Origin of the sequence: Streptomyces sp. NBC_01210 (genome assembly GCF_036010325.1) — a bacterium.
Classification (GTDB): Bacteria; Actinomycetota; Actinomycetes; order Streptomycetales; family Streptomycetaceae; genus Streptomyces.
The window spans coordinates 6910924-6928738 of sequence record NZ_CP108549.1 but is presented as its reverse complement, the minus strand read 5'-3'; the positions used below and the strand labels follow the sequence as shown (position 1 = coordinate 6928738).

Genomic DNA, 17815 nt, shown 5'->3' with positions numbered 1-17815 from the left:
CCCTCAAGAGTGCTGGGGTTGGGTGGCGATCGGGACCGTACACGGTCCGAATGTCGCACTTCACGGGCGCCACCCCGTGTACTTCCCGTGATCCCACCCCCCGGAAACCCGGACTTTTCCCGGCTTTCCGGTAGGAGTCTTGATCACGGAGAGTAGGTGGCCTGAAATTCGCCTCTGTGATCGACCCCACACGGACCTCTCGGGCACGGGTCCCGAAAATTCCGCGTAAAGCGAACGAAGCGAGAGAAACGATTCGCGTCGCTCAGCATCTCAGACCGGGAGGGTGACACGCATCACGAGGCCACCGCCCTCACGAGGCTCCGCGATGATACGGCCTCCGTGGGCGCGGGCTACCGAGCGGGCGATCGAAAGCCCCAGGCCGACACCCTTGTCGCTGCCGGTCCGCTCCTGCCGCAGGCGCCGGAAGGGCTCGAAGAGATTGTCGATCTCGTACGCGGGAACCACCGGTCCCGTGTTCGAGACCACCAGGACCGCCTGGCCCTGCCGGACCTCGGTGGTGACATCCACCCACCCGCCTTCCGGGATGTTGTAGCGCACGCCGTTCTGCACCAGGTTCAGGGCGATCCGCTCCAGCAGAACGCCATTGCCCTGTACGACGGCGGGCGCACGCTCCCCCCGGATCTCCACGCCGTTCGCCTCGGCCTCGGCCCGGGTCTGGTCCACGGCACGCGTGGCGACCTCGGCCAGGTCCACCGGTTTGCGCTCGACGATCTGGTTGTCGCTGCGCGCGAGCAGCAGCAGGCCCTCGACCAGCTGCTCGCTGCGCTCGTTGGTGGTCAGGAGCGTCTTGCCGAGCTGCTGGAGCTCCGCGGGCACCCCGGGGTCGGAGAGGTGGACCTCCAGCAGTGTGCGGTTGATCGCGAGGGGCGTACGGAGCTCGTGCGAGGCGTTGGCCACGAACCGCTGCTGCGCGGTGAAGGCCCGTTCCAGCCGGTCCAGCATCTCGTCGAAGGTGTCCGCGAGCTCCTTGAGCTCGTCGTCGGGGCCGTCCAGCTCGATCCGCCGCGAGAGGTCGGAGCCGGCCACCTGACGGGCGGTGCGGGTGATCTTGCCGAGCGGCGAGAGGACGCGCCCCGCCATCGCGTAACCGAAGGCGAAGGCGATGATGCTGAGGCCGAGCAGGGCGAAGAGAGAGCGGCGCAGGAGGTCGTCCAGGGCGTGCTGGCGCTGCACGGACATGCAGGTCTTGAGCGCCCTGTTGAGCTGATCGTTGTTGATCACGCCGTTGAGGTCCGGGCAGGTGGGGCTGTCGAGGGTCACGTTCACACCTGTGACCCTCAGCGCCAGCTCACTGCCCTGGTGGATGGCCTGCGCGGCGAGGAGATAGATGATCGAGAGCAGCAGGATGCCAGCGATCAGGAACATGCCGCCGTACAGCAGGGTCAGCCGTATCCGGATCGTCGGACGCAGCCAGGGGCGTACGGGATCGCGCGGATCCCACGTCGGCTTCGGAGGCGCCTGCGGTGGCGCCGGGGCAGTGGCCATGGGGTCAGATCCGGTAGCCGGAGCCGGGCACGGTGACGATCACTGGCGGCTCGCCGAGCTTGCGGCGCAGGGTCATCACCGTCACACGGACAACATTGGTGAACGGGTCGGTGTTCTCGTCCCAGGCCTTCTCGAGGAGCTGCTCGGCCGACACGACCGCGCCCTCGCTGCGCATCAGCACCTCCAGCACCGCGAACTCCTTGGGCGCGAGCTGGATCTCCTTGCCGTCGCGGAAGACCTCACGGCGGTTGGGGTCGAGCTTGATGCCGGCGCGCTCCAGGACGGGCGGCAGCGGCACGGTCGTGCGGCGGCCGAGCGCCCGCACCCGGGCGGTGAGCTCGCTGAAGGCGAAGGGCTTGGGGAGGTAGTCGTCCGCGCCGAGCTCGAGGCCCTCGACGCGGTCGCTGACGTCTCCGGAGGCGGTCAGCATCAGCACCCGGGTGGGCATGCCCAGCTCGACGATCTTGCGGCAGACATCGTCGCCGTGAACCAGCGGAAGGTCACGGTCCAGCACGACCACGTCGTAGTCGTTGACCCCGATACGCTCCAGAGCGGCAGCGCCGTCGTATACGACGTCGACGGCCATGGCCTCCCGGCGCAGTCCGGTGGCCACCGCATCGGCGAGCAGCTGCTCGTCCTCGACGACGAGTACGCGCACGTCGCTGTCCTTCCTCTGTGCCCGTCAAGCGTGATCAGGGCAGGTGTGTGAGCACTGGCTGTGCGCTTCCATCCTGCCCGTTACGCGCGTAAACCGGCTGTAAGGCGGAGTGCCCGGACCACCCGCCCCAGGAATTCACCGGATTCTGCGACCAGTTGAGGTTTCTCTGAGGGAAGGCTGGGGGAGGACGACTGCACACCCCGAGATCACGCCCTGTTTGTGGCATACCACGACCTGTTCCAGGGTTGATCCACCCACCGTCGGCACACCCCCGTGCCACCGACCCACGACGAGGGGGCGCACCATGGACGCATTCACCACAGGATTGCTGCAGCGCATAAAGGCTGCCGAGACCGACCTCACGCTGGCTCGAGAGACGGGCGACGACTTCCTCGCGGATGTCGAGCAGGCAGAGCTGGATGACCTGCATCGCCTGGCGGCGGAGCACGGCGTGCAGCTCAGCGCCGCCTAGCGCGGACCGTACCCAACCGATACGAGAGGGCCCCGACGCCGCTGGACGGCGTCGGGGCCCTCTTGTGCCGGATGCGGGGTTGATCCCGCCGTGATGCCGGGCTGATCTAGTCGTGCCAGGCGCCGAACTCCTCCAGCAGGGCCTGCAGCGGCTCGAATACGCCAGGGCTCGCCGCGACCGCCAGATCGCCGTTCGCCGTGTCGCCGGGGCGGCCACCGGTCAGCGCCCCCGCCTCGCGCGCGATCAGGTCGCCCGCCGACAGGTCCCAGGGGTTGAGGCCGCGCTCGTAGTAGCCGTCCAGGCGGCCCGCGGCGACATCGCAGAGGTCGACGGCCGCGGAGCCGCTGCGGCGGATGTCACGCAGCCGCGGGATGAGCCGCTGGGCGACCTCCGCCTGGTGGGTGCGTACGGTCGTGACGTAGTTGAAGCCGGTGGAGACCAGGGCCTGGTCCAGCGGGGGCGCCGGACGGCAGCGGAGGGGCTTGTCGTTGGCGTACGCGCCGCCGCCGAGCACCGCGCGGTAGGTCTCGCGGCGCATCGGCGCCTCGACCACCCCGACGACCGTCTCGCCGTCCCGCTCGGCACCTATGGAGACCGCCCAGGTCGGCAGCCCGTAGAGATAGTTGACCGTGCCGTCGAGCGGATCGATGACCCAGCGGACGCCGCTGGTGCCGGTGGTGGAGGCACCTTCCTCGCCGAGGAACCCGTCGTCCGGGCGGCGCTCGCTCAGGAACCCGGTGATCAGCTTCTCCGCCGCGATGTCCATCTCGGTGACGACGTCGATGGGGCTGGACTTGGTCGCGGCGACGCCCAGGTCGGCGGGGCGGCCGTCGCGCAGCAGCTCCCCGGCCCGGCGGGCGGCCTCCAGGGCGAGGTCGAGGAGTTCGGACAGGAGAGGATCGGTCACAGGTCTTCCTTACGCGTACGGGCTGTCGGCACCGGCGGCCGCGGGCTTCGGCGCCCGGGCCGGACAGCAGCCGACCGGACAGAGGTCGTGGGAGGGGCCGAGGCTTCCCAGCGCGCACCGTTCGGCGCGCACGCCCCGTTCGGTCGCCGCACGCTCCAGGACGAGGTCCCGTACGGCCGCCGCGAAGCGCGGGTCGGCGCCCACCGTCGACGATCGCCGCACGGGCAGCCCCAGCTCGGCGGCCTTGGCGGTGGCCTCCGTGTCGAGGTCGTACAGGACCTCCATATGGTCCGAGACGAAGCCGATGGGCACCATCACCACGGCAGGTGCGCCCGCGGCGTGCAGCCCCTCCAGGTGCTCGCAGATGTCCGGCTCCAGCCAGGGGATGTGCGGGGCGCCGCTGCGCGACTGGTAGACGAGCTCCCAGGGGTGCTCGACGCCCGTCTCCTCGCGCACGGCGTCCGCGATCAGCCGGGCCACGTCCACGTGCTGCCGTACGTACGCACCGCCCTCGCCGTGCCCCTCCACCGGGCCCGATGCGTCGGCGGCCGACGTCGGGACGGAGTGGGTGGTGAAGGCCAGCCGGGCGCCTGCCCGCACCTCCTCGGGGAGGTCCGCGAGGGACTCCAGGACGCCTTCCACCATGGGCCGTACAAAACCGGGGTGGTTGAAGTAGTGCCGCAGTTTGTCCACGCGCGGCAGCTCAAGGCCCTCCGCCTCCAGCGTGGCCAGCGCGTCCGCGAGGTTCTCGCGGTACTGCCGGCAGCCCGAGTACGAGGCATACGCGCTGGTGGTGAGGACGGCGATGCGCCGGTGGCCGTCCGCGACCATCTCGCGCAGGGTGTCGGTCAGATACGGCGACCAGTTCCGGTTGCCCCAGTGCACCGGCAGGTCAAGGCCGTGTTCGGCGAAGTCCTTGCGCAGGGCGTCCAGCAGGGCGCGGTTCTGGTCGTTGATGGGGCTGACCCCGCCGAACAGGAAGTAGTGCTGACCCACCTCCTTGAGCCGTTCCTTGGGGATGCCGCGGCCGCGCGTCACGTTCTCCAGGAACGGGACGACGTCGTCCGGGCCCTCGGGGCCGCCGAAGGAGAGCAGCAGCAGGGCATCGTAAGGGGCTGGATCGCGCTGATCGGACATGGGTCCGATCCTGCCACCAGCCGCTGACAGCGGGGAAACCGCCGTGCGCCGGGCTGCCGTTCGGACGTAATCTGTGAACTCCACTGATACGCCTTACCGGAGCACCGCTTGCCCAGTCCGTACCGCGCCATCTTCACCGCCCCCGGCAGCAAGGGGTTCTCCGCTGCGGGCTTCTTCGGGCGGATGCCGCTGTCCATGATGGGCATCGGGATTGTGACGATGGTTTCGCAGCTCACGGGGCGTTACGGGCTTGCGGGCGCGCTCTCCGCGACCCTTGCGATGTCGGCCGCGGCGGTCGGTCCGCAGATCTCCCGGCTCGTCGACCGGCACGGTCAGGCGCGCGTGCTGCGCCCGGCCACGCTCGTCTCGGTGGCGGCGGTCACGGGTCTGCTGATCTGCGCCCAGCAGGAGGCCCCTGACTGGACGCTGTTCGTCTTCGCCGCGTCCGCCGGCTGTGTGCCGAGCGTGGGCTCGATGATCCGGGCCCGCTGGGCCGAGATCTACCGGGGATCGCCGCGCGCGCTGCACACCGCGTACTCGTGGGAGTCGATCGTCGACGAGGTCTGTTTCATCTTCGGACCGATCATCTCCATCGGGCTCTCCACCGCCTGGTTCCCGGAGGCGGGCCCGCTGCTCGCCGCCGTGTTCCTGCTCGTCGGCGTCTTCTGGCTGACCGCTCAGCGCGCCACCGAGCCTGTGCCGCATCCGCGCGAGCACCACACCGGTGGCTCCGCCCTCCGCTCCCCCGGACTGCAGGTCCTGGTGGCCACGTTCGTGGCCACCGGCGCGATCTTCGGCGCGGTCGACGTCGTCACGGTCGCCTTCGCCGACGAGCAGGGCCACAAGGCCGCGGCGAGCCTGGTCCTCGCGGTGTACGCGCTCGGCTCCTGCCTCGCCGGCGCGGTCTTCGGGCTGCTGCACCTCAAGGGCCCGGCCTCCCGAAGGTGGCTGGTGGGAGTGTGTGCGATGGCCGTGAGTATGATCCCCCTCCAACTGGCCGGGAACCTTCCCTTCCTGGCCGTGGCGCTCTTTGTCGCGGGCCTGTCCATCGCACCCACGATGGTGACCACGATGGCTCTCGTCGAAGCGCATGTACCGCGCACCAAGCTGACCGAGGGCATGACCTGGACCAGTACCGGGCTCGCGGTCGGTGTGGCGCTCGGCTCGTCGGCCGCAGGCTGGGTGGTCGACGCGTCCGGGGCGGACGCGGGGTATGTGGTGCCCGCCGTGTCGGGAGCGATCGCGGCCGTGGTGGCGTTCCTGGGGTACCGCCGGCTGGCCAAGCCGGTGCCGACGCGGGAGGGGCAGCGTGAGCGGGACTATGAAGACGGGGCGCAGCACATGGCGTAACTGGGCGGGGAATGTCACCGCCCGGCCGGTACGGGAGGTCTCGCCCGCCTCCGCCCAGGAACTCGCCGACGCCGTACGCAAGGCGGCCGAGGACGGCCTGAAGGTGAAGGCCGTCGGCACGGGCCACTCCTTCACCGCTGCCGCCGCCACCGACGGAGTGCTGATACGGCCCGATCTGCTGACCGGAATCCGGGAGATCGACCGTACGGCGATGACCGTGACCGTCGAGGCGGGCACCCCGCTCAAGCGGCTGAACGCGGCCCTCGCCCGCGAGGGCCTGTCGCTCACGAACATGGGCGACATCATGGATCAGACGGTCGCGGGCGCGACCTCGACCGGCACACACGGCACAGGCCGCGAATCGGCCTCGATCGCCGCGCAGATCAAGGCACTTGAGCTGGTCACGGCGGACGGCTCGCTGCTGACCTGCTCCGAGAAGGAGAATCCGGAGGTCTTCGCGGCGGCCCGGATCGGGCTCGGCGCACTGGGCGTCGTCGCCGCGATCACCTTCTCCGTGGAGCCGGTCTTCCTGCTGACGGCTCGTGAGGAACCGATGGCCTTCGACAAGGTCACGGCCGAATTCGACGCGCTCTTCGCGGAGAACGAGCACTTCGAGTTCTACTGGTTCCCGCACACCGGCAACTGCAACACCAAGCGCAACAACCGCAGCGCGGGTCCCGCCGCTCCGCCCGGACAGATCAGCGGCTGGATCGAGGACGAGTTGCTCTCCAACGGCCTGTTCCAGCTGGCCTGTTCGCTCGGCCGGGCCGCGCCCGCCACGATTCCGGCGATCGCCAAGATCTCCAGCCGCGCCCTCTCCGCCCGGACCTACACGGACATCCCCTACAAGGTTTTCACCTCTCCGCGCCGGGTGCGGTTCGTGGAGATGGAGTACGCGCTGCCGCGCGAGGCCGCGGTCGGGGCGCTGCGCGAGGTCAAGGCGATGATCGAGCGCTCGCCGCTGCGTGTGAGCTTCCCGGTGGAGGTGCGTACGGCCCCGGCGGACGACATCGCACTCTCCACGGCGTCGGGCCGGGAGAGCGCGTACATCGCCGTGCACCTCTACCGGGGCACGCCGTACCAGTCGTACTTCACGGCGGTGGAGCGGATCATGACCGCGCACGGCGGTCGGCCGCACTGGGGCAAGGTGCATACGCGGGACGCGGAGTACTTCGCCGAGGTGTATCCGCGGTTCGGTGAATTCACGGCACTGCGGGACCGGCTGGATCCGGAGCGGCTGTTCGGCAACGACTATCTCCGCCGGGTGCTGGGCGACTGACGGCCGTTCACTGTCCGGTCGTCGTGGTCGTCGTGGTCGTCGTGGTCGTCGTACCGGCTCAGGCTCCGGTGCCGGGCTGAGGGGTTGGGCTCGTGCCGGTGGAGCCGGACGGCGTCGGGGTCGGGGTCGGAGTGGGCATCGGCGTCGGGGCGTCGCCGCCGGACTTCGAGGAGTCGGGCGTGGGGTCTGCGGATGTACCGCTGTCGCCCAGCCCGGAGCCGGGTGCCCCGGACCGGCCGCTGCCGGTACCGGTGTTGGGCGTCTGACTCCTGTCCTGGCTCTGCCCCTGGCCCTGGCCGGATTCCTGGTTCCGGTCCTCGCTGTGACTCGGCGTCCACGACGGGGTGCTGGGCGGTGCGGACTTCTCGCCGCCGCCGTGGACGACCGACGTCAGGGTCGCACCCTTGCCGCCGCTGAGGTCGGAGCCCGAGGCGAGTTCGTACCCGGTGATACCGATCATGGCGACGCCGAAGACGGCGGCGGCGATGACGGAGCGCCGCCGGCCGCGGGCGCGCGTGCCGTGGGTGGTGGCGCGGCTGAACTCCGCTTCGCCGTGCGTCCCCTTGGGTGTCACATGCCGGACCATTCGGGTCGCCTCGGCGTCACCCCGCCGCGGTACGTGTTTCATCAGCCGGGTCCGCACATCCTCGAGCCGTGGCGGCGTGGCAGCGCCGCGCGGCACGGGGACCTGACGGCCATTCGGCCTCGCCTGGACCGCGACCTCGCGTAACTGCTCGCCGGTACGGCGGAAGAAGTGCTGAAAGACCGGGCCGCCGCAGGTGGCCACGACGCTGACGACTCCGGCGCCGATGATCGTGCCGTACACACCGAGTCTGGAGGCGAGCACCGCCGCCGCGATCGCGCTGCCCGCGACCTGCGGAAGGCTCAGATCCAGCCGCTGTTCCTGCTCTTCGGTCTTTTTGTGCTCTTTATTCTCTTCGCTCGGTTCCTTCTGCTTTATCGCTCCGTCCTGCTTCTGATCCATCTTTCAGTCCCTGATTGCCCATCTGTCCCGCCATGCACCCAGTAGGGACATTTGAGCGAAGCGAATAGTTCCCTTTGGGCAGATTCTGTGAAGCAGAACACCTGGTCACGCATGCCCAGGAGGCCCAACTCCCGTACTCCTGGAGAAGTTCGGCGGCGCGGCGGTCCACCCCCGTGGCCCGAATGGAGTACTGTGGCGAGCCCTGGGCCCGGCCTCCCTCTCGGGCGGTGGGACCCCAGGTAGGGGGCCGAAAGCGGCGCTCGATCCGGCGGCGCCGCGGCACCGCACGGGTACCCGATGCGAAGAGTGACGAATCAGTCACTCAGAGTCGCAAACAGGTAACCGTGCCATACCGGCGATCCAGGGCCTGTGCCCGACACGCCGGGCAACTCGGCAAGGTTGTGGCAGGCTGCACCCGGGCAGGCCACACTCGACTAGCGGAAGCAGCGACGCACGTGACGTCGGCAGGCACCACCCGGGAGGTCCCCATGCCCGAACTGCGTGTCGTGGCCGTCTCCAACGACGGCACACGACTGGTGCTCAAGGCTGCGGACAGCACGGAATACACGCTTCCGATTGATGAGCGGCTGCGCGCTGCCGTACGCAATGACCGCGCCCGCCTCGGCCAGATCGAGATCGAGGTGGAGAGCCATCTCCGGCCCCGAGACATCCAGGCCCGTATACGTGCCGGAGCCTCCGCGGAGGAGGTCGCCCAGCTCGCCGGAATTCCGGTCGACCGGGTGCGCCGCTTCGAGGGGCCCGTGCTCGCGGAGCGCGCTTTCATGGCGGAGCGGGCCCGCAAGACGCCCGTACGCCGTCCCGGCGAGAACACCGGACCACAACTCGGCGAGGCGGTGCAGGAGCGGCTGACGCTGCGCGGCGCCGAGAAGGACACCGTGCTGTGGGACTCCTGGCGCCGCGACGACGGCACCTGGGAGGTGTTGTTGGTCTACCGGGTGGCGGGCGAGCCGCACTCGGCGAGCTGGACGTACGACCCGCCGCGGCGGCTCGTCCAGGCCGTCGACGACGAGGCGCGTGCGCTGATCGGTGAGACCGACGACACGATCGCAGCGACGCAGGAGCCGAGCTTTCCATTCGTACCGCGGATCGCACGGCTGCCGCGGGACCGGCCGCTGGACCGGGCCCTCGACCGTCAGTTGGAGCGTCCGACCGCGTCGGCGGCTCCGGCCGAGCCGGAGGAGAGCGGCGGGGAGCGGGACTCCCTGACGAGTCTGCTGGAGGCGGTGCCGAGTTTCCGCGGCGACATGGTCGTTCCCGAGCGCCCGGCACCACCGGAGCCGCCGGCCACCGAGCCGGTCCAGGAGCCGGAGGCGGAGGAGCCGGTGGCCCCTGCGGCCTCGGCCGGTGCGGGGTCGGCGTACGCCGATGTGCTGATGCCGCGTTCGGTGGCCGGTCACCGCGACCGCCTGACGGGCACGACGGACCGCCAGGCGGAGGCGGACGGCGTCCGCCCGGGCCGGCGGGCGGCGGTACCGAGCTGGGACGAGATCGTCTTCGGCACCCGCCGCAAAAAGCAGGACTAGCGGGCACGGCCCATTGCCCAGAGGGTCCGGCACGGTCTCTGTGCCGGACCCTTTTTGACGCGTACTCAGGGATCTCGCCGACCCGCCCGCCCTCGAAGCAGGGGTACGGGAGTGCCCCTGCGTCGCCCGGGTCGGCCTCACGCCCCCGCCGGGCCCGTCAGCCCGGCTGCGGGCCCGTTGCCACCGGGCGGGTCGGGTCCGTGGACCACTCGGACCAGGAGCCTGCGTACAGGGCCGGCTCGAAGCCCGCGATCTCCAGGGCCAGGGCCTCGTGTGCGCCGGAGACGCCCGAGCCGCAGTAGACGCCGACGGGCTTGGCCTCCTCGGACGCACCCAGTTCGAAGAAGCGGGCAGCCAGGGCCTCCGCCGGCAGGAAGCGGCCGTGCTTGTCCACGTTCTCCGTGGTCGGGGCCGAGACCGCGCCCGGGATATGGCCTCCGATGCGGTCGATCGGCTCCACATCGCCGCGATAGCGCTCCGCCGCGCGCGCGTCGAGCAGCAGGCCGGAGCGGGCCTGCGCCGCGGCGGCGTCCGCGTCCAGCAGCGGGAGCGCGCCCGGCTTCGGGGCGAACGTGCCCTCCTCGGGAGCGGGAACACCGGTCTCCAGCGGCCCGGTCCACATGGCGAGGCCACCGTCCAGGACCCGCACATCCTCGTGGCCCGTCCAGCGCAGCAGCCACCAGGCGCGGGCCGACGCCCAGCCCTGGCCGCCGTCGTACGCCACCACCGGCGAGCCGGGTGATACGCCGGCGCGACGCATCACCGCGCCGAAGGCCTCCGGCTCGGGCAGCGGGTGACGGCCTCCCGCACCGGGCGGACCGGCCAGTTCCGTATCCAGGTCGACGAAGACCGCTCCGGGGATGTGTCCAGCCTCGTACGCGGGCCGCCCGTGCGGGCCGCCGAGCTGCCAGCGGACGTCCAGAAGAACCGGACGGCGGGATCCGGTCAGCTCCTTCGCCAGTTCCGTGGCGGAGATGATGGGGTTCATGTGAGCCATCCTCGCGCAGTGACTGGCCGACCGGTAACGCCGCCGAAACGGATGAGACGTGCCAAAAAGGGCATCCTCCAGCGGGAACCCGCCAAATGCGGCGCGGCCGGGACGCGCCGGACGCTCTGTGGTGCAAGCATCTGCACGGGGCACAGTGCCGCACAACGGCATACCCGGTCCCCCCGCACGGCCACCACGATGGTCCGAGGAGAGAGTGACGATGACCGAGGCGACTCGGCACACGCCCGGCACACCCTGCTGGGTGAGCCTGATGGTGCACGGCCTTGAGGCGACGCAGGATTTCTACGGAGCGCTGTTCGGCTGGGAGTTCTCCCCCGGTCCCGAGCAGCTGGGCCCGTACGTCCGCGCGCTGATCGACGGCAAAGAGGTCGCGGGCATCGGCCGGATCCCGACCAGTCGGCAGCTGCCGATCGCCTGGACGCCGTATCTGGCGACCGACGACGCGGATGTGACCGCCGAGACGATCAGAAGCTGCGGCGGCACGGTCGGTGTCGGCCCGCTGGACGCGGGCCCCGCGGGCCGGATGGCCATCGCGACCGATCCCGCGGGCGCGGTCTTCGGCATCTGGCAGACGGCAGCCCACGGCGGCACCGCGGTGTACGGCACGCATGGCACGCCCGTCTGGAACGAGTTGGTGACCACGGAGACCTCGTTCGTCGGCAAGTTCTACGAGGCGGTCTTCGGCTATGAAGTGGAGGCAGTCGTCTCGGCCGACTTCGACTGTCTGACGCTGCACCTGGCGGGACGCCCGGTCGCCGCTGTCCACGGTGTGGGCCAGGCCCTTCCGCGCAGGGGCTCACACTGGATGACGCACTTCGAGGTCGAGGACACCGAAGAGGCCGCACGCCAGGTGGTGGAGCTCGGCGGGCATGTGCTGCAGCCGCCGAGAGACGGCTCCAGCGGCCCGCTCGCGACCGTCGCGGACCCGGAGGGCGCGGTCTTCACGATCGTACGGACGGCCTCTCGCTGACCTCGACGGGCAGGACGTCCGGGGAGAGGGCGGCCGCGCGGGCGGTGGCGGCCGTCATCCGCCGCCGGTGGTGGCGTCGGCACAGCACCTCGTAGCCGATCTCGTCCGGCGACTGGTCGACGTCACCCACGACGACCTGCGCGCCCTCGAGGACCATGATCCCGCCGACGGTACGGGCGTTGTGCGTGGCACGCGCGCCGCACCAGCACAGCGCCTCGACCTGCAGCACCTCGACCCGGTCGGCGAGCTCGACGAGCCGCTGCGAGCCGGGGAAGAGCTTGGAGCGGAAGTCGGTGGTGATGCCGAAGGCGAAGACGTCCAGGTCGAGGTCGTCGACGACACGGGCGAGCTGGTCGATCTGCTCGGGCGCGAGGAACTGCGCCTCGTCGGCGATCACGTAGTCGCAGCGGCCGCCTTTGGAGAGATGGGCGACGAGGTACGCGTAGAAGTCGAAGCCCTCCGCAGCTTCGACCGCGTCGGTGACCAGGCCGAGCCGGGAGGACAGCTTGCCCTCGCCGGCGCGGTCGTCACGGGTGAAGATCATGCCCTGGAGGCCGCGCGCGGACCGGTTGTGCTCGATCTGAAGAGCGAGGGTGCTCTTTCCGCAGTCCATGGTTCCGGAGAAGAACACCAGCTCGGGCATGGGGAGTTGAGGACCTTTCGGGTCTGGGTGAGGGAGGCGGCTACGAGCGTACTTCGAAGAGCGGGACGAGCTGCTCGGCGGGGGTCATGGAGCCGTGCATCCCGACCATCGCCGACTCGTGCGGCTCATTGACGGAGGCGGTGATCACCACATCGTCGCAGGCCGCGGCGACGACATCACCGATCCGTGCGTACACCCGCTCGTCCACCCGGTCGCCGAACCATCCCGCGGCGATCGCCTCGTCCCGGCTCGCCACCCAGAACTGCTCGCCGAGCACCTCGCGCCAGACCGTGAGCACATCGGACTCGGCACCCGGCACGGCGTAGACATGGCGGGCGCGGCCCTCGCCGCCCAGCAGGGCAACCCCGGCGCGCAGTTCCCAGTCCTCGTCGAAGTCGATGCGCGACTGTTCGTCGAAGGGGATGTCGATCATGCCGTGGTCGGCGGTGACGTACAGGGCGGCGCGCGGCGGAAGTTGCTCGGCGAGGCGCTGCACCATCCGGTCGACGTACATCAGTTGGCCGCGCCAGGCGTCGGAGTCCACGCCGAAGCGGTGGCCCTTGCCGTCCACATCGCTGTAGTACGTGTAGACCAGCGACCGGTCCCCCAGGGCCAGTTGCTCGGCCGCCAGGTCCATCCGCTCCTCACCGGAGAGCCGGCCGAGGAAGCTGCCGCCGCTGAGTGCGATCTTGGTGAGCGGGGTGTGCTGGAAGGTCGGCGATGTCACCTGTGCGGTGTGCACACCCGCGGCGTCGGCGAGCTGGAAGACCGTGGGGTACGGCTGCCAGACGTGCGGGGCTGTCCAGGGCTTCCAGCGCAGCTGGTTCATCAGCTCGCCGGTCTCCGGATTGCGCGCGGTGTAGCCGGGCAGGCCGTGTGCGCCGGGTGGCAGGCCGGTCCCGACGGAGGCCAGCGAGGTGGCTGTGGTGGCGGGGAAACCAGCGGTTATGGGCAGTCCCGTGCCGCCGCGCGAGGTGGCGAGCAGCGAGGTGAGATATGGGGCCTCGTCAGGGTGGTTCTTGATCTGCTCCCAGCCGAGGCCGTCGATCAGGAAGACGCAGTTCCGGTCGGCGGGGGTCAGCTCGGGGATGCTCTGCGCCAGGCCCGGTACGCCCTGGCCCGCGGCGAGCGTCGGGAGCAGATCGGCGAGCGATCCAGTGCCGTACTCGGGGACGGGTGCGGTGTCGAGGGCGAGCGGAACGGGGTCCGGCCAGACTGCGGGCTGAGCCATCAGCGCGTGGCTGCCGTGGCTTCGGAGAGCGCCTGCGCGAAGGCAAGCGTCTGCCGGACCGCGTCCGGGCCGTCACCGGCCTCGCTGACGCGCAGGCTCAGGTCGTCCGCGGTGGAGTTGCCGGTGTAGCCGTGGTCCGCCTCGCAGTTGGGGTCGCCGCAGGCGGCGGGCTCCAGGTCGATACGGGAAACGGCGCCCCAGCCGATGGTGAGGACGACCTCGCGGGGCAGGGTGCCGGGGGTGTACGACTCCGGGTTCGCGACGACGCGGCTCACCACGACCGACGAGATCCGGCCGAGCTTGACCGATTCGGTCGAGGTGGTGGCGTAGGGGGTCGGGGAGCTGGAGTCGGCGGCCTGCTCGTCGGTGTGGCTGACGATGAAGCGGTTGGCCGTCAGGACGAGGACGGTGACATGGCGGCGCACCTCGTTGGCGTCGAAGGTGGTTTCCTGGTGCACCAGGTACGAAGCGATCTGCTCGCCACCGACAGCGGCCTCCACCGCCTCGGCCACGAGGGCCGGGTAGTAGCCGCTGCGCTCGATCGCCGCGCGCAGCCCCTGGGTCGTCGTACCGGTCTTCGCCATGCGGTCCATCCTACGGGGCTCGGGGCGTGGTGAGCGCTCAGTAGCTGGGGAGTCGGCGGGGGCCCAGGTCGGTGCGGGCGGGCGACGGCGCGAGCCGTACGGACGCGCCGAGCACAGAGAGGCCATGCTGAGCGACAACGACCGGTTCGAGGCTGATTCCGACCACTTCCGGGTGATCGTCGACCAGTCGTGACACCCGGAGCAGCAGCTCTTCGAGGGCCGGGGTGTCGACGGGCGCGGAGCCCCGCCAGCCGAAGAGGAGCGGGGCCGTCCGGATGGTCCTGATCAACTCCGCGGCGTCCCGGTCGGTGGCGGGCACGAGCCGGTGGGCGGTGTCACCGAGCAGCTCGGAGGCGGCTCCGGCCAGCCCGAAGGAGAGCACGGCGCCGACGGCTGGGTCGATGGCGGCGCGTACGACCGAGTCAACTCCGCGCGGGGCCATCGCCTGAACGACGGGCTGGAGCTCCTCGGGCTTGCCGAGGGTGTCGGTCAATTCGCGGTACGCCTGCCGCAGTTGCGCCTCGTTGGCCAGATCCAGCCGTACGCCGCCGAGGTCGGCGCGGTGGCGGAGGTGGGGGGCGGTGGTCTTGAGGGCGACGGGGTAGCCGAGGCGGCCGGCGGCGGCCACGGCGGCGTCGGGACCGGGCGCGGGGAGGGTCGGCCGTACGGGGATGCCGTACCGGCCGAGGAGCTCGTGGGCGGCAGCGGGCCCGAGGGTGCTGCCGCGAGGGTCGGTGAGCCCGCCGAGCAGTGCGTCGATCTGCGCGGCCGCGCCGGCCTCGTCGATGTCCTCGTACTGCGGCACCCTGCCGGGCTCGGCGGCCTGCCGGCGCCACTGGGCGTATTTGACCGCCTCGGAAAGGGCTCGGACGGCCCGCTCGGCGGCGGGGTAGGCGGGGATACGGGAGGCGTGCGGGGCGGTCGCGGGGGCCGGGGCGGCGTAACGGACGGCCGCGGAGACGGCGGACGAGCTCGGGGCGGGTGGTCGGGTGCGGACGGCCCGCGGCGCCTCGTGGCCGGGGCCCGGGTTCCCGTCTTCGGTCGCGGGGGCCGGGACCGTACGCGTACTCGTCGCCGCCGCCAGCGCCTCCGCCAGACCCCCGATCTCCACATGGACCACCGCGACCGGTTTGGCCGGGGCCGTGGTGACCGCGTCGCGCAGCGCTGCTGCCAGGACCTCGCCGTCGCCCGACTCCGTGACGCCGTTCTCCCCTACCCACGGGATCGCCGTCACCACCACCGCGTCGCAGGCGTCGTCCACCAGGGCCTCGGCGAGGGCGGCGCGGAAGTCCGCGGGCGTGGCGGCCGTCGTGAGGTCGCGCGGCCGGAGGGGACGGAGGCCGTCGGCGAGGCAGGCGTCGTACGTGAGGAGGCCGAGGGACTCGGAGTTGCCGAGGATCGCCACGCGCGGTCCTGCGGGCAGCGGCTGGCCGGCCAGCAGCAGGCCCACGTCGACGAGTTCGGTGACGGTGTCGACGCGGATCACGCCGGCCTGGCGGAACAGCGCCCCGACCGTGGTGTCGGGGATCCGGGTGACCGGCACCGCGTGTCCGGGCGGCGCGCTGCCGCTGTGCCGGGCGCCCTTCACCACGACGACCGGTTTCACCGCCGCCGTTCGCCGGGCCAGGCGCGTGAACTTGCGCGGGTTGCCGATCGATTCGAGGTACAGCAGGACCACATCGGTGTCCGGGTCCTCGTACCAGTACTGCAGAAAGTCGTTGCCGGACACATCCGCGCGGTTGCCCGACGAGATGAAGGAGGACAGCCCGGCGCCGCGCCGGTGCAGGCCGGCGAGCAGTGCTATGCCGATGGCGCCGGACTGGGTGAACAAGCCGATACGGCCGGGCGCCGGGGACTCCGGGGCCAGCGAGGCATTGAGGCGGACGGTGTCGGCGGTGCTGATGATGCCGAAGGAGTTCGGGCCGATGATGCGCATCCCGTACGAGCGGGCCTGCCGCACCAGTTCGCGCTGGCGCTCCCGTCCTGCGGCCCCGCTCTCGGCGTATCCGGCGGTCAGCACGACCAGTCCCTGGACGCCGTGCTCGCCGCAGTCGGCGACCACTTCGGGCACCCGCTCCGCCGGGACGGCCACGACCGCCAGGTCGACGGTCTCCCCGATCTCGCCCACGGAGCGGTGGGCCGGGACGCCGTCGACCTCGGCCTGGCCCTCGGGAAAGGCGCGGTTCACGGCGTAGGTACGTCCCGTGTATCCGGCACTGAGGAGGTTGCGCAGGGCGGTGCGGCCCACGCCGCCGGGCACGCGGCCGGTGCCGATGACGGCGACCGAACCGGGCGCGAGGAGGCGCTGCACGGAGCGGGCCTCGGCGCGCTGCTCGCGGCCGCGCTGGACGGCGAGGGACTCCTCGGTCGGTTCGAGGTCGAGGGTGAGATGGACGGACCCGTCCTCGAAGCTGCGCTTCTGGGTGTAGCCGGCATCCCGGAACACCTTGATCATTTTGTTGTTGGCGGGCAGCACCTCGGCAGCGAAGCGTCTGATACCGCGTTCGCGGGCCACGGCGGCGATGTGCTCGAGGAGGGCGGAGGCCACGCCGCGACCCTGGTGGGCGTCCTGGACGAGGAAGGCGACCTCGGCCTCGTCGGCGGGGGCGCTCGCGGGCCGGCCCTCTGCGTTGATCCGGTCGTAGCGGACGGTGGCGATGAACTCGCCGCCCACCGTGACCGCGAGACCCACCCGGTCCACATAGTCGTGATGGGTGAAGCGGTGGACGTCCTTGGCGGAGAGCCGGGGGTAGGGCGCGAAGAAGCGGTAGTACTTCGACTCGTCGGAGACCTGCTCGTAGAAGCTGACCAGACGGTCGGCGTCCTCGGTGGTGATGGGCCTGATGCGCGCGGTGCCGCCGTCGCGCAGCACCACGTCTGCTTCCCAGTGGTCGGGGTAGGCCTGATCCGACGAGGTCTGCATGGGGAAAGCGTACGGCTCACCCACGGGTCGCGGAGGAGGTTGCCGCGGGGCAGTCTGAGACTGACTATCGGCGGCCGATCCCGGGTCCGGGGCCGGTGCGAGCACGCAGAAACACATGAGAGACTGGTCTAGACAACCACTGAGACTTGAAGGGCAACACCATGGCTGAGCGCCGCGTCAATGTCGGCTGGGCCGAGGGCCTTCACGCCCGCCCCGCTTCCATCTTCGTCCGTGCCGCCACGGCCGCCGGCGTCCCCGTGACGATCGCCAAGGCGGACGGCACCCCGGTCAACGCCGCCTCCATGCTCGCGGTGCTCGGCCTGGGCGCGCACGGCGGCGAGGAGATCGTGCTCGCTTCCGAGGCGGAGGACTCCGACGCCGCGCTGGACCGTCTCGCCCGGCTCGTCGCCGAGGGTCTCGAAGAACTTCCCGAGACCGTCTGAGCCGGTCAGGCCCATTACCCACGCAAAGCCGCGGTGTCCCGAATTCTCGGACATCGCGGCTTCGTCTTTTCTGGACGCAGCTTTTCTGGACATGACTTTCCCGGACGCGACTTTCGGTCCCGGCGCTTTGAATACGGGCAGCAGAAAAGAGGCCCCGCCAATATCTACCCTTTG

General features: G+C 70.8%; 16 protein-coding genes. 6 read left to right on the top strand and 10 right to left on the bottom strand.

All coding sequences use genetic code 11. The features are described 5' to 3' along the window. Positions 1-270 precede the first annotated feature (270 nt). Entirely contained in the window at positions 271-1506 is a 1236-nt protein-coding gene (locus OG735_RS31570) for a sensor histidine kinase (RefSeq protein WP_327326528.1), read from the bottom strand. A gap of 4 nt (positions 1507-1510) precedes the next feature. Beyond that, on the bottom strand, positions 1511-2164 hold the full coding sequence (locus OG735_RS31565; protein WP_142213241.1) for a response regulator transcription factor: 654 nt from the start codon (positions 2162-2164) through the stop codon (positions 1511-1513). Positions 2165-2468: 304 nt separating this feature from the next. On the opposite strand from OG735_RS31565, the gene OG735_RS31560 reads away from it, so the two are divergent. Beyond that, positions 2469-2636 carry a hypothetical protein gene (locus OG735_RS31560; protein WP_327326527.1) on the top strand — a complete coding sequence of 56 codons (168 nt, stop codon included), beginning with the start codon at positions 2469-2471 and terminating at the stop codon, positions 2634-2636. A 106-nt stretch (positions 2637-2742) separates the two neighbouring features. Here OG735_RS31560 and OG735_RS31555 read toward each other — a convergent pair whose 3' ends face one another. After that, positions 2743-3543: an inositol monophosphatase family protein gene (locus tag OG735_RS31555; protein WP_327326526.1), complete on the bottom strand. Its 801-nt coding sequence runs from the start codon at positions 3541-3543 to the stop codon at positions 2743-2745. A gap of 9 nt (positions 3544-3552) precedes the next feature. Then, complete coding sequence (locus tag OG735_RS31550; RefSeq protein WP_327326525.1) at positions 3553-4680, bottom strand: ferrochelatase; 1128 nt, start codon at positions 4678-4680, stop codon at positions 3553-3555. 108 nt (positions 4681-4788) lie between these two features. On the opposite strand from OG735_RS31550, the gene OG735_RS31545 reads away from it, so the two are divergent. Together OG735_RS31545 and OG735_RS31540 are read left to right on the top strand one after the other, a co-directional pair. Then, the gene (locus OG735_RS31545; RefSeq protein ID WP_327326524.1) at positions 4789-6030 is read left to right on the top strand and encodes an MFS transporter; all 1242 of its coding nucleotides are present in this window, start codon (positions 4789-4791) and stop codon (positions 6028-6030) included. Next, the gene (locus tag OG735_RS31540; RefSeq protein WP_327328519.1) at positions 6002-7309 is read left to right on the top strand and encodes a D-arabinono-1,4-lactone oxidase; all 1308 of its coding nucleotides are present in this window, start codon (positions 6002-6004) and stop codon (positions 7307-7309) included. The genes OG735_RS31545 and OG735_RS31540 overlap by 29 nt, the downstream gene beginning before the upstream one ends. Positions 7310-7367: 58 nt before the next feature. Here the strand turns inward: OG735_RS31540 and OG735_RS31535 are convergent, their stop codons facing one another. After that, positions 7368-8294 carry a hypothetical protein gene (locus OG735_RS31535; RefSeq protein WP_327326523.1) on the bottom strand — a complete coding sequence of 309 codons (927 nt, stop codon included), beginning with the start codon at positions 8292-8294 and terminating at the stop codon, positions 7368-7370. 488 nt (positions 8295-8782) lie between these two features. Here OG735_RS31535 and sepH point away from each other — a divergent pair, with 488 nt between their 5' ends. After that, positions 8783-9838, top strand: a complete 1056-nt coding sequence (gene sepH / locus OG735_RS31530; protein WP_327326522.1) for a septation protein SepH — start codon at positions 8783-8785, stop codon at positions 9836-9838. Between the two features lie 157 nt (positions 9839-9995). On the opposite strand, the gene OG735_RS31525 is transcribed toward sepH, so the two are convergent. Continuing rightward, positions 9996-10826 (bottom strand): sulfurtransferase, encoded by an 831-nt coding sequence (locus OG735_RS31525; protein WP_327326521.1) that lies wholly within the window; start codon positions 10824-10826, stop codon positions 9996-9998. Positions 10827-11046: 220 nt separating this feature from the next. On the opposite strand from OG735_RS31525, the gene OG735_RS31520 reads away from it, so the two are divergent. Further along, on the top strand, positions 11047-11817 hold the full coding sequence (locus OG735_RS31520) for a VOC family protein (protein WP_327326520.1): 771 nt from the start codon (positions 11047-11049) through the stop codon (positions 11815-11817). Here OG735_RS31520 and OG735_RS31515 read toward each other — a convergent pair. The 4 genes from OG735_RS31515 to OG735_RS31500 are packed head-to-tail and all read right to left on the bottom strand — an operon-like array spanning position 11789 to position 17198. Further along, the gene (locus tag OG735_RS31515; RefSeq protein ID WP_327326519.1) at positions 11789-12460 is read right to left on the bottom strand and encodes a thymidine kinase; all 672 of its coding nucleotides are present in this window, start codon (positions 12458-12460) and stop codon (positions 11789-11791) included. The two genes, OG735_RS31520 and OG735_RS31515, sit on opposite strands and share 29 nt — an antisense overlap. Before the next feature lie 40 nt (positions 12461-12500). After that, on the bottom strand, positions 12501-13691 hold the full coding sequence (locus tag OG735_RS31510; RefSeq protein ID WP_327326518.1) for an alkaline phosphatase family protein: 1191 nt from the start codon (positions 13689-13691) through the stop codon (positions 12501-12503). Then, a complete protein-coding gene (locus tag OG735_RS31505; RefSeq protein WP_327326517.1) occupies positions 13691-14275 on the bottom strand; it encodes a DUF5998 family protein in 585 nt (194 codons plus the stop codon). The genes OG735_RS31510 and OG735_RS31505 overlap by 1 nt, the downstream gene beginning before the upstream one ends. 37 nt (positions 14276-14312) lie before the next feature. Further along, positions 14313-17198, bottom strand: a complete 2886-nt coding sequence (locus OG735_RS31500) for a bifunctional acetate--CoA ligase family protein/GNAT family N-acetyltransferase (RefSeq protein WP_327326516.1) — start codon at positions 17196-17198, stop codon at positions 14313-14315. A gap of 161 nt (positions 17199-17359) precedes the next feature. Here OG735_RS31500 and OG735_RS31495 point away from each other — a divergent pair, with 161 nt between their 5' ends. Beyond that, positions 17360-17641 carry an HPr family phosphocarrier protein gene (locus OG735_RS31495; RefSeq protein WP_327326515.1) on the top strand — a complete coding sequence of 94 codons (282 nt, stop codon included), beginning with the start codon at positions 17360-17362 and terminating at the stop codon, positions 17639-17641. The last annotated feature ends 174 nt before the right edge of the window (positions 17642-17815 follow it).